11 protein-coding genes and 1 pseudogene are annotated in these 9,924 nt (G+C 71.0%); 3 read left to right on the top strand and 9 right to left on the bottom strand.

What is annotated here, in order from left to right:
• Nucleotides 1–59: 59 nt before the first annotated feature.
• The 7 genes from ABZ260_RS38415 to ABZ260_RS38385 all read right to left on the bottom strand — a co-directional run bounded on the left by ABZ260_RS38415 (nucleotide 60) and on the right by ABZ260_RS38385 (nucleotide 5,920).
• On the bottom strand, nucleotides 60–308 hold the full coding sequence (locus ABZ260_RS38415) for a hypothetical protein (RefSeq protein WP_355627296.1): 249 nt from the start codon (nucleotides 306–308) through the stop codon (nucleotides 60–62).
• Nucleotides 305–1,207, bottom strand: coding sequence for a Rieske 2Fe-2S domain-containing protein (locus ABZ260_RS38410; RefSeq protein ID WP_355627294.1), 903 nt, complete (start codon nucleotides 1,205–1,207; stop codon nucleotides 305–307). The genes ABZ260_RS38415 and ABZ260_RS38410 overlap by 4 nt, the downstream gene beginning before the upstream one ends.
• The gene (locus ABZ260_RS38405; protein WP_355627293.1) at nucleotides 1,207–2,409 is read right to left on the bottom strand and encodes an FAD-dependent oxidoreductase; all 1,203 of its coding nucleotides are present in this window, start codon (nucleotides 2,407–2,409) and stop codon (nucleotides 1,207–1,209) included. Before ABZ260_RS38405 ends, ABZ260_RS38410 begins: the two co-directional genes overlap by 1 nt.
• Complete coding sequence (locus ABZ260_RS38400; RefSeq protein WP_355627291.1) at nucleotides 2,399–3,592, bottom strand: cytochrome P450; 1,194 nt, start codon at nucleotides 3,590–3,592, stop codon at nucleotides 2,399–2,401. The genes ABZ260_RS38405 and ABZ260_RS38400 overlap by 11 nt, the downstream gene beginning before the upstream one ends.
• A gap of 31 nt (nucleotides 3,593–3,623) precedes the next feature.
• Nucleotides 3,624–4,475, bottom strand: a complete 852-nt coding sequence (locus tag ABZ260_RS38395) for an ABC transporter permease (protein WP_355627289.1) — start codon at nucleotides 4,473–4,475, stop codon at nucleotides 3,624–3,626.
• Nucleotides 4,472–5,425 (bottom strand): ABC transporter ATP-binding protein, encoded by a 954-nt coding sequence (locus tag ABZ260_RS38390; RefSeq protein ID WP_355627288.1) that lies wholly within the window; start codon nucleotides 5,423–5,425, stop codon nucleotides 4,472–4,474. Before ABZ260_RS38390 ends, ABZ260_RS38395 begins: the two co-directional genes overlap by 4 nt.
• A gap of 108 nt (nucleotides 5,426–5,533) precedes the next feature.
• Nucleotides 5,534–5,920 carry a hypothetical protein gene (locus ABZ260_RS38385; RefSeq protein WP_350912396.1) on the bottom strand — a complete coding sequence of 129 codons (387 nt, stop codon included), beginning with the start codon at nucleotides 5,918–5,920 and terminating at the stop codon, nucleotides 5,534–5,536.
• Between the two features lie 250 nt (nucleotides 5,921–6,170).
• Between ABZ260_RS38385 and ABZ260_RS38380 the strand changes: the two genes are divergently transcribed.
• From ABZ260_RS38380 to ABZ260_RS38370, 3 genes are read left to right on the top strand one after another with little or no spacing between them, the layout of a single operon-like run.
• A complete protein-coding gene (locus ABZ260_RS38380; protein WP_355627286.1) occupies nucleotides 6,171–7,487 on the top strand; it encodes a cytochrome P450 in 1,317 nt (438 codons plus the stop codon).
• Nucleotides 7,484–8,476 (top strand): methyltransferase domain-containing protein, encoded by a 993-nt coding sequence (locus ABZ260_RS38375; protein ID WP_355627285.1) that lies wholly within the window; start codon nucleotides 7,484–7,486, stop codon nucleotides 8,474–8,476. The genes ABZ260_RS38380 and ABZ260_RS38375 overlap by 4 nt, the downstream gene beginning before the upstream one ends.
• Nucleotides 8,473–8,658 carry a hypothetical protein gene (locus ABZ260_RS38370; protein ID WP_030913265.1) on the top strand — a complete coding sequence of 62 codons (186 nt, stop codon included), beginning with the start codon at nucleotides 8,473–8,475 and terminating at the stop codon, nucleotides 8,656–8,658. Before ABZ260_RS38375 ends, ABZ260_RS38370 begins: the two co-directional genes overlap by 4 nt.
• Nucleotides 8,659–8,968: 310 nt before the next feature.
• Here the strand turns inward: ABZ260_RS38370 and ABZ260_RS38365 are convergent, their stop codons facing one another.
• Together ABZ260_RS38365 and ABZ260_RS38360 are read right to left on the bottom strand one after the other, a co-directional pair.
• Nucleotides 8,969–9,571: a response regulator transcription factor gene (locus ABZ260_RS38365; protein WP_355627283.1), complete on the bottom strand. Its 603-nt coding sequence runs from the start codon at nucleotides 9,569–9,571 to the stop codon at nucleotides 8,969–8,971.
• 19 nt (nucleotides 9,572–9,590) lie between these two features.
• Nucleotides 9,591–9,836 (bottom strand): annotated as a pseudogene (locus ABZ260_RS38360) (sensor histidine kinase); the annotation flags it as partial.
• Between the last annotated feature and the right edge of the window lie 88 nt (nucleotides 9,837–9,924).

Below are 9,924 nucleotides of genomic sequence, written 5' to 3'. Positions count from 1 at the left end.
GGAGCGCGAAAAGGGGCGCCACCGTTATGGTCGCACCCCCTTTTTTAAAGCCTGCACCGCTAGTTCCCCACGACCCGGTCCGCCCGCTCGGCCGAGGCGATCTCGGCCAGCCGTACCGCCAGGGCGGGCAGCGTCACACCGGGCCGCAGCGGCTCGGAGCCGCCGTGACCGGGGAGATCCACGCCGATGTGCCGCCAGCCGGGCAGCAGCCTCCACAGTGGTTCCCACAGGGTGAGGTCCATGGTGTAGCCGTGCACCCACAGCACCGCCGGACCCGTCCCCGACTCGGCCACGCGCAGCCCGCTCACGCCGGCTCCCGAAAGCCCGCGCAGAATCTCCGGTAGGCCACCACGGCCGCGTCCCCGCCGTCGAAGCGGGGCACCGCCCGAGGATTCAACCGCTCCCAGACCACCGCGTCCTCGGCCAGCGCCCGCTCGCTGCCGCTGATGAGCAGCGGCAGCTCGCCCTGCTGCTCGGGGCGGACGCCGATCGCCACCCGCGCCACGCACCCGCCGCTCTCCCGGGGCACGGCGGCGGTGACGATGACCTGCTCCCACCCCGGCGGCCCGAACCGGGTGACGACCACGCCGGGACTGTAGGCGCATGCCAGGAAGCGCGCCCGGGTGACCGAAGGACCGGAGGTGCTCCCCGGCTTGGCCCCCATGACGAACTCGCCCTCGATGACCAGCTCGCCCTCGTCCCCGTCCCGATGCGCCATCCCGCGGAGCCGCGGCACCTTGTGCACCTCGGTGAAGTGGTCGATGTCGAAGGCGTTCTCCACGATCATCACCGGATCGACGTCCACCGGCCTGACCACGGCCGCGGTGAGCGGGTGGGTCCCGCCCAGCTCCTTGATCGCCCGGCTGAGTCCCCGGTCGTCGTCAGGGGTGTCCGCGAGCCGTACGAACACGGCCTCGCCGGAGACGATCACGTGGTGCTCGCGTACCGACCACCGCCTGGTGGTGTCGCCCAGTGCGATCCGGCGGCCGTGGAACGGGCAGACCAGGCAGTCACCCGAGAGCCGTCCCCCGTAGCCGAGATGCGCGCCCCGATGCGGGCAGTCGGCGTCGAAGACCCGGATCCCCGTCTCGTCCCGCACGGCCACCAGCCGCCGGGGCCCGATCTCCAGGGGGGTCACCTCGGCTGTCAGCTCGGAGGTGAAGGCCGGTAGGTACCAGCCGGAATGCGGTCCCAACTGCGCTGTCATCAGCCCATCGCCTCCAGGAGCCGGTCGGCGGCGAGCACCCCGCTGGCGATCGCCCCCTGAACCCACGGCAGCCGCGTTCCCGAGACCGTGGCCTCGCCCGCGAAGAAGAGTGTGTCGGCGACCGGCTCGGCCCAGCGCGCCGGAGCCCGCTCGGCACCGAGCAGCGGCGCGGTGAACGCGCCCCGGCTCCACGGGTCGGCCCCCCAGTCGGCGATCCGCCTGCCCAGCACCCGGGCCCCCGCCGCCCAGGGCAGCGCCACCGTGAGCATGGCCGACAGGTCGGGGCCGGTGGCGGCCCGCACGCAGGCGGCCGCCGCGTCCTTGGCCACGATCAACGCCTCGGGGCGCCCCTCGCGGCAGCTCACGAAGCCGCTGACGCCGTCCGCGTCGAACACCGACGCGGTCTCCGGCGCGGGCACCGACAGGGTCGCGACCACGCAGCAGCCGTCACCCGCCGCCAGCTCCCGGGCGGCCTCGATCTTGTGCTCGGGCAGATCCTTGATGGTGAGCGTGCCGTGGGTCACCACGGCGGGCGGCACGGTCACCACCACCCGCTCCGCCTCCACGGTCCCGGCCTGCGTCAGCGCGGCGACCCGTCCCGGCGACCAGCCGAGCACCTGGACCGGGCGTTCGGTGTGCACCTCCAGCCCCGCCGCCAGCCGTCGCGGCAGCAGGTCGAACCCGCCGGACACGACGTACTCTCCCTGCCCGGCGCCGTCCCCCCGCTGGGCCGCGGCCACACCGGCGGCGCTGAGCCGCTCCGGGTCCGCGGCCCAGATCTGCCGGAACCACTCGCTCGCCACCGGGTAAGGCCCGCCGACGTCGCCGAGCCAGCCGTTCACCGATCCGCCGGCCTCGGCGCCCTCCGCGTTCAGCCTGGCCTCCAGCAGCCAGGGCGGATGCGGTGTGCGGGCCAGCGCCCCCATGGGACGGCCCACCCGCCCGCTGATCACCCGGGCCGCGGTCGGCCGCGGCGCCGTCCCGGTCTCCACCAGCCCGTGGACGGGGTTGCGGTCACCGTGGACGACCTGCGCGCCCAGCTCCAGCGGGGGCCCGCCGTCCGCGGGACGGAAGGTCAGGATCCGCCCGCCGATCCGTGACCTGGCCTCAAGGACCACGGTGCGCACCCCGGCCCTGGCCAGGCGGTCGGCACAGGTCAGCCCGCTGACGCCGGCGCCGATCACGAGGACCTCAGCGCGCATCCCCGCCTCCCAGCCGCACCGGAAGGGCGCGCAACCGCCGGGGGATCAGCGTGGCGGCCCAGGCCGGCTCCGGATCGGCCAGCGACGCGGCGGGGAACCGCTCGGCCAGCCGGGCCAGCAGCACCGCCCCGGTCTGCCGGACGAGCTGCGCCGCCAGGCAGAAGTGCGGCCCTCCGCCAAAGGCCAGATGCGGGTTGGGCGTCCGGTCGAGCACCAGCTCCCCGGCCCTTTCGAAAACGGCCGGATCCCGGTTGGCGGCGGCCACGATCGCCAGCACCCTGGCCCCCTGGGGCACCTGCCCCCCGGGCAGCGCCACGTTCCGGATCGCGACCCTGGCCGTGAACGGAATGGGCGCCTCCAGCCGCAGCAACTCGTCCATCGCGGTACGCGCCGGCTCCCGGCCGCCCTCGCGCAGTACGGTCAGCGCCTCGGGCCGGGGCAGCAGCCAGTACAGCGCGTTGCCGATCGCCTCGGCCAGCGGCTGCCACCCGCCCACCACGGCCAGCCCGAGCACCCCCAGCATCTCCCGCCTGCTCAGCCGGTCGTCGGCGGCCAGCCGGGCCAGCGGGCTGGGCGGCGCGGACGCGCAGTGCGCGTCCAGGAACCGGGTCAGCTCTCCCATGGCCGACCTGCCCAGCGCCGCCACCTGCGGCCCGGCCAGCGGATCCAGATTGATCGAGGCCGCCTGGGCGAGCTGCGCGAAGACCTTCCGGTCGCTCTCCGCCAGCCCGAACAGCCGCAGGAAGACCGAGGTGGCCAGCGGGCTCCCGATCTCCGCGACCGCGTCGACCACGGTCCGCTCCGCCAGCCGGTCGAGAAGCCCGTCCACGTCGGCGGCGATCGCCTCGGCCACCGACGCGATCGCCGCGGGTCCGAGCAGCAGCAGCCCCGGCGCGCGCAACCGGGTGTGATCGGGCGGGTCCGTGGTGAGCATCGACGGCGGCAACTCCTCGTCGCGCGCCCGCCCCTGCTGCCCGGCACTCGCCGAGAAACCCTGGTCACGCAGTACGGCGGCGCAGTCGGCGTGCCCGGTCACCAGCCAGAGCCGCGACGCCGCGTCGTAGTGGACCGGAGCGCGGGCGCGCAGCCAGTCGTAGGCCGGATAGGGATCGGCCCGTCCCGCAGGGGAGAAGGGGTGAGCCAGGTGGGCAGGGAACCGGATCTGGGTGCCTACCGTCGTCACGCGTCAGTCTCCCTTGCGATCGCTTACCTGATCAGCGCACACGCGCGTTGCGCCAGCCGAACGTCAGTGCGGTCAGCAGCAGGCCGCCGACCGCCCACAGTCCGAGGACCAGCGCGATGCGGCCGAGCTCCCACCCGCCCGCCGGTTCCACGACGGTGAAGCCGTCCGGCAGGAACACCGAACGGAACCCCTGCGCCATCCACTTCACCGGGAAGAGCGCGGCCGTGTTCTGCATCCACTCGGGAAGCTGGTGAAAGGGGTAGAAGACCCCGGAGATGAACTGCAGCACCATGAACACCGGCGTCACGATCGCCGCGGCGGACCGGCTGTTCGGGATGGCCGCGCTGTAGGCGATCCCGGCCAGTGCGCAGGTGACGGTACCCAGCGTCAGCACCCAGGCGAGGGTGAACCAGCGGTGCGCGGTGCTCGGCCAGGGCAACCCGAACGCGGTCACCGCGATGCCGAGCAGCAGCACCGTCTCCACCACGGTGGTCACCACGACCTTGACCAGCTTGCCGATGAAGTAGGCGGGCTTGGGCATCGGCGTCATGGCCAGCCTGCTGATGAGGCCGGTGTCCCGCTCGATGGCGATGTTGATGGCCAGCCCGGAGAAGGCGGTGCTCATCACGCCGGCGGCCACGATGCCCGCCATGAAGACCTGCCGGAAATCGGTCTGGGTGCCCTCCACCTTGCCGGTGAAGATCGCGCCGAACACCACAAGCAGGATCACCGGAAAGAAGAGGGTGAAGACCAGGGACTGCCTGTTGCGGAAGAACGACTTCAGCTCGACCGACGACCGGGCGGCACTGGCCCGCCACAGCCCGGGCAGCAACCCCTCCCCGAGTTCCCGGCCGGGGGCGTGAACGGAATCGGTGACGCTCACTTGTTCTCCTCCGGCTGTTGTCGATGCCGGTCGATGAGGTTGAGGTAGATCTCTTCCAGGGTGGGGCGGTGCACGATCAGCTCGGGCAGCTCGGCCTCGGCCCAGGACGCCAGCAGGCTCACCAGCCGGGTCGGCTCCGAGGTCAGCACGGTGACCAGGTCACCCGCGCCCGTCGGTCCCGGTTCGAGCACCGCTCCATGGGGCAGCTCGGGGAGTTCCCGGCCGGCCAGCGACTCGGAGCGCCGGAACGACACGGCGGCCGAGGTCGTCGCACGCCCACCCAGCTCGCTCGGCGGTCCGCAGGCCACCAGCCGGCCGCCCGCGATCACACCGACCCGCGCGGCCAGCGTCTCGGCCTCGTCCAGGTAGTGGGTGGTGAGCACCGTGGTGCAGCCGCGCGCGGCGAAGAACCGCACCAGGTCCCACGCCTCGCGGCGGGCGACCGGATCGAGCCCGGTGGTGGGCTCGTCCAGAAAGATCAACTCGGGGTCGCCGATCACGCCGACGGCCACGTCCAGACGGCGCTGCTGGCCGCCGGAGAGCTCCGTGGTCTTCTTCTTCTCGTACGTTCCCAGACCGACCATGTCGAGCACCTGCGTGGGCGGCAGCGGCCTGGGGTACATGGCGGCGAACTGCCTGACCACCTCACCCACGGTGAGATCGGGGTAGGCGCCGGTGGATTGGCTGACCACCCCGATACGCGCCCGCCATTCCCGTGGGTCCCTGGCCGGATCCTGGCCGAGGACCTCCACGTCTCCACCGCTCCGCCGCCGTACTCCCGTCAGTATTTCGACGGTCGTGGTCTTTCCCGCGCCGTTCGGCCCGAGCAAGGCGAACACCTCGCCGCGGTGTACCCGCAGGCTCAGATCGGTGAGCACCAGGTGCTCTCCATAACGCTTATTCAGGCCGGTGACGGCGACCGGGTCGTTTTCCGCGGCGGCGGAAACCATCGACTTACTCCTCCGATGGAGACGGGAACGGGAACGGCATGGCGATTTTGGAAATCCAGTGAATTCAGTGAATCCAGCGAATTCAGTGAATGCTGGAGATGCGGTGAATCAGGTGCAGCAGCAGCACGGGCAGCAGCAGTAGTAGCAGGCGGCCGCGTCGGCGGCGCCGGCCGCGATGTCGGACAGGTCGCCCTCGCTGAGCTCGGCCGCGTCGACCACCGGGGTCTCGGGGATGTGGAGCTCGTACTGGCCGGTCGCCAGACCGACCTCCCAGAGGCCGACCTGGACGTCCAGGTTGCCCTCCTCGTGCCCCTCGGGGATGTGGCGCACGATGACGATCTCGGCGTCCTCCGGGATGGTCAGACCGGACTCGGCCAGCGCGGCGCGCGGGTCCGCGTTCAGCCGGGCCGCGTACTCCTCGTCCGACCAGGCGGTGATGAGGGTGCGGGTGTAGGCGTTGATGAATTCCGCCCGCTCCTGCGGTTCGAGCGCCATGTCATTCTCCCTCTGTTTGTTTACCGCTGCTTTCTGCGTCGGCAACTGAAAGGACTGTCGCATGGCGCGCGGCACATACCAAGACTTAAGTTATTCGCCATTGATGTAAGTATTGATACGTTCATCAACGCAGTGTTACATTAGCAGCATGCCACAGTACGGATGTGCTCATCAATGACATTCAATACGTATATCCGGTACTCGTGAATACGTATCAGAGATACTTAAGCACCGTTAAGCGGAGGCGTCGGTGACGACTACCAGCACGCAGCTGCCCCCGGGACCGCCCGGCCCGGTGGACATGGAACGCATGCGTAGCGACCCACTGGGGTTCGTGACCGGCCTGGCCCGTCGCTACGGGGACGTCACCGGCCACCACGCGAACGGCGAGACCGTGTTCATGGCGCATCGCCCGGATCTCGCCCGGCACATCCTCAAGGACAACGTCGGTAACTACACGAAGGAGAACACGCCCGACGACCACATGCTCCGCCCGCTACTCGGAAACGGCCTGCTCACCAGCGACGGCGCGGAATGGGCGCGGCAGCGCCGGCTCTGTGCCCCGGCCTTCCGCCGCAGCGCGGTCGCCTCCTTCGACCAGATCATCACCGACGAGACCTCGGCGCTGCTGGCCCGCTGGCGTGCCGCCGCGGAGACCGGCGCACCCCAGCCGATCGACCACCACCTCACCTCGCTGACCCTGTCGATCCTGACCCGCGCGGTGCTCGACGTGGACCTCGGCGCGGCGGGCGACGGGTTCGGCCGCGCGGTGGACGCCGTCAATCGCTTCATCGGCCACTACGTACCCGACCCCGACCCCGACCCGGCGGACACGAGCCGCCGCCGGCGGGAGTACGCACGCGCCCGCGCCCTGCTCGACATGATGACGCGCACCGTCATCGCCTCCCGCCGGGCCGCTCCCACCGCCACCGGCACCCTGCTCGACACCATGCTCGGCGCCCTGTCCGACGCCGACCTCCGCGACCAGGTGCTGACCTTGATCATGGCCGGTCACGAGACCACCGCCAAGGCCCTGACCTGGACCTTCTATCTACTGGACCGCCATCAGGAAGAGGCGGAACGGGTCCGGGCCGAGGTCGACCGGGTGCTGGGCGGACGCCCGCCCACGGCCGCGGACCTGCCCGACCTGCCGCTCTGCCGCCGGGCCGTACAGGAGGCGATGCGCCTGTACCCCCCGGTCTGGCTGATCTCCCGCCGCGCGACCGGCCCCGACGAGCTCGACGGCCATCCGGTACGGCCGGGCACGCTCGTCTGCGTCAGCCAGTGGGTCCTGCACCGCGACCCCCGCTACTGGGACCGCCCGGATGCGTACGTACCCGACCGCTTCGACGGCGTCGACCTCCCGAGTCATCTGTACCTGCCGTTCGGCGGCGGCGAGCGCGTCTGTATCGGCCGGCACCTGGCGCTGATCGAGGCGACGCTGGTCCTGGCGATGCTGTCTCAGACGGTACGGCTGACGCTGGAACCCGGCTTCCCGGTGGAACCGGAGGCGCTGGTGACGCTACGGCCGAAGCACGGCATGCACATGATCGTGAGCCCCCGATGACCACTCTCCCCACACCCCCGCACCCCCCGGCCACCGTCACCGACCGTGGCGCCGCTCTCGACACCCCGGCCCCGGACTCCGGTACTCCGACGCCGCATGCGGGTTTGCCCGGCCCCGCCGACCGGCCGGATCCCAACCCCCCGACCCCGAACGCCGGTTCGTACAACCCCGCCACCACCACCGCGGGTGGGCTGGCAGGAGAGCTGGCGCGGCTGGAGGCACAGGCGGAGCTCTCGTTCGACGAGGAGCTGAGCCTGCTGCGCGAACTGGGCCTGACCGCGTCGGGCGGCCCGCTGGTCGAGATCGGCGCGGGGTCCGGCGCGATCACCAGGCGACTGCGGCGGGCGCTGCCCGAGTTGTCACTGGTCGCCGTGGACATCGACCCGGACCTGCTCGCCCATGCCGAGGGCGCCGGCGCCGAACTGATCGTCGCCGATGCCGCCGACCTGCCCCTGGAGACGGCGAGCGCGCAATACGTACTCCTCAGGTACGTCCTTCAGCACCTTCCCGATCCCGGACCGGCCCTCGCCGAGGCACGCAGGATCCTCCGCCCCGGTGGCCGCATCCTGGTCACCGAGGTGGACGCCTCCTGCTGGGGGCTGGCCGACCCGGTCTACCCGGAACTGGTGGGAGTGCACGCCAAGATGGCGGCGACCCAGCAGGCCGCCGGAGGCGATCGCACGATCGGCCGCCGTCTCACCCGCCTGCTCCGTGACGCCGGCTTCACGGAGGTCGCCCTTCGCCCGTTCGCCACCACCAACGACACCCGACCCACGGATGACTTCGCCCCCCACCTCGGCCCAGGACGGCTGCAGCCGCTCGTGACCGCCGGAGTGTTGTCGCTCCGCGAGTTCGCCCTCGCCGCCGACCGCTGGAACCGGTTCCGCGCGGATCCCAACGCCTGGGTGATGCTCCTCGGGTTCACCGCAGCCGGTACCGCCCCCGACGCCTCGCAAAACGGCCGTCACCCCACCGAAGGAATCCAGTGAACACCAACGTCAAGATCTTCATCACGATCTTCTGCTACATCAGCGCGGTGATGGGCCTCGTCACCGCCGTCATCCAGGCCAGCACCACCCCCGCCAACACCCCCGGAGCCATCGGTTCCGGAGTCGTCGGCGGCATCTTCCTGGTAGCCGGCGTGGCCCTGAGCCGCAAACCCCGCTACTAGCCGCGTACGACACCTCTCTGCGGCCGGCGGCCGGCCGCAGAGAGGTGTCCCGGTGTGCCGTCCTGCCGGAGTGGGTGATCGTGAGGTCGCCCGGCTCATCTCCACGGGACGCCAGGCGGGGATCGACGGCGAGTTCGTGGCCCGTCACGGACGCGTCGGATTCGCCGCCGAGGGGCCTGATTCGGCCATCGGCCAAGAGGTCACCGCCGAAATCCTCGACGTCGATATCGAGCACGGACGCGTACCCCTTTCCCGCAAAGCGCTCCAGGAAGACCCACTGCTCGATCTCCAGATCCCCCGCCATCGGCGCTCACAGCCAGTCGTGTTCACGCGCGTACCGCGCCGCTTCGTGCCGGGTCCGGGTCTGAGTCTTCTGCATCGCATTCGAGAGGTAGTTGCGCACCGTGCCCTCTGCCAGGTGAAGTCGGGCGGCGATGTCGGCGACCGAATAGCCTTCGCCGGTCGCCCGCAGCACATCGATCTCGCGGTCGGTGAGCGGGCAGTCGTCGACGACGGCGAGTGCGGAGACATCCGGGTCGATCCATCGCCTGCCCTCGTGCAGGGTTTTGATGACCGAAACGATGTGCGCCGGCTCCGCGGATTTGCTGACGAAGCCCTGGACTCCGAGCTTCAGTGCCCTGCGCAGCACGCCGGGCCTGGCATGGCGGGTCAGCATGAGGATCACCTGCTCCGGCCGCGCACGGCGGATCTCCGCGACGGCGCCGAGTCCGTCCACGCCGGGCATCTCCAGATCGATGACGAGCACATCGGGCCGGTGTCGCAGCGTGGCCTGGACGGCCGCCGCACCCTCTTCCGCTTCGGCGAGCACGGTGATCTCGCCCTCGAGTGGGAGCAACGACGCCAGCGCTTTGCGGAGGAGTGCCTCGTCGTCGGCGAGTACCACGGTGGTCATCAGTCGTCCTTTCCCGCTGTCAGAGGGCAGCGTCCGAACGACCGTGCGGGAATGCCGCAGCCGTCAGGAAACGCCCGTCTTTCTGCTCCACCGTCAGCTCGCCTCCGTTGCCCACCACTCGTTCCCTGAGCGTGGCGAGCCCCCGCAGTTCGGGAAGCGGACCCTCTTGCACGCCGTCGTTGACGATGGTGATGCCCGACTCCGACAGGGTGATGCGCACCTGCTCGGCCTGCGCATGCCGCAGGATGTTGGTCGTCGTCTTCCTCGCCCGTGACCCGGTCGACCAGCACGGCGTGCCGCTGGGTGAACGTGCCGCGCCGGGAGTCCTGGCCGACGAGGCGGACCGGGTGACC

Origin of the sequence: Streptosporangium sp. NPDC006013, assembly GCF_040614275.1 — a bacterium.
Lineage (GTDB): Bacteria > Actinomycetota > Actinomycetes > Streptosporangiales > Streptosporangiaceae > Streptosporangium.
This window is presented reverse-complemented; position numbering and strand designations above follow the sequence as displayed.

Bases quoted from the DNA above. Each gene is read 5' to 3' on its own strand.
- ABZ260_RS38410 (WP_355627294.1), bottom strand. From the start codon at position 1,207: ATGACAGCGCAGTTGGGACCGCATTCCGGCTGGTACCTACCGGCCTTC.
- ABZ260_RS38405 (WP_355627293.1), bottom strand. From the start codon at position 2,409: ATGCGCGCTGAGGTCCTCGTGATCGGCGCCGGCGTCAGCGGGCTGACC.
- ABZ260_RS38390 (WP_355627288.1), bottom strand. From the start codon at position 5,425: ATGGTTTCCGCCGCCGCGGAAAACGACCCGGTCGCCGTCACCGGCCTG.
- ABZ260_RS38385 (WP_350912396.1), bottom strand. From the start codon at position 5,920: ATGGCGCTCGAACCGCAGGAGCGGGCGGAATTCATCAACGCCTACACC.
- ABZ260_RS38375 (WP_355627285.1), top strand. From the start codon at position 7,484: ATGACCACTCTCCCCACACCCCCGCACCCCCCGGCCACCGTCACCGAC.
- ABZ260_RS38365 (WP_355627283.1), bottom strand. From the start codon at position 9,571: ATGACCACCGTGGTACTCGCCGACGACGAGGCACTCCTCCGCAAAGCG.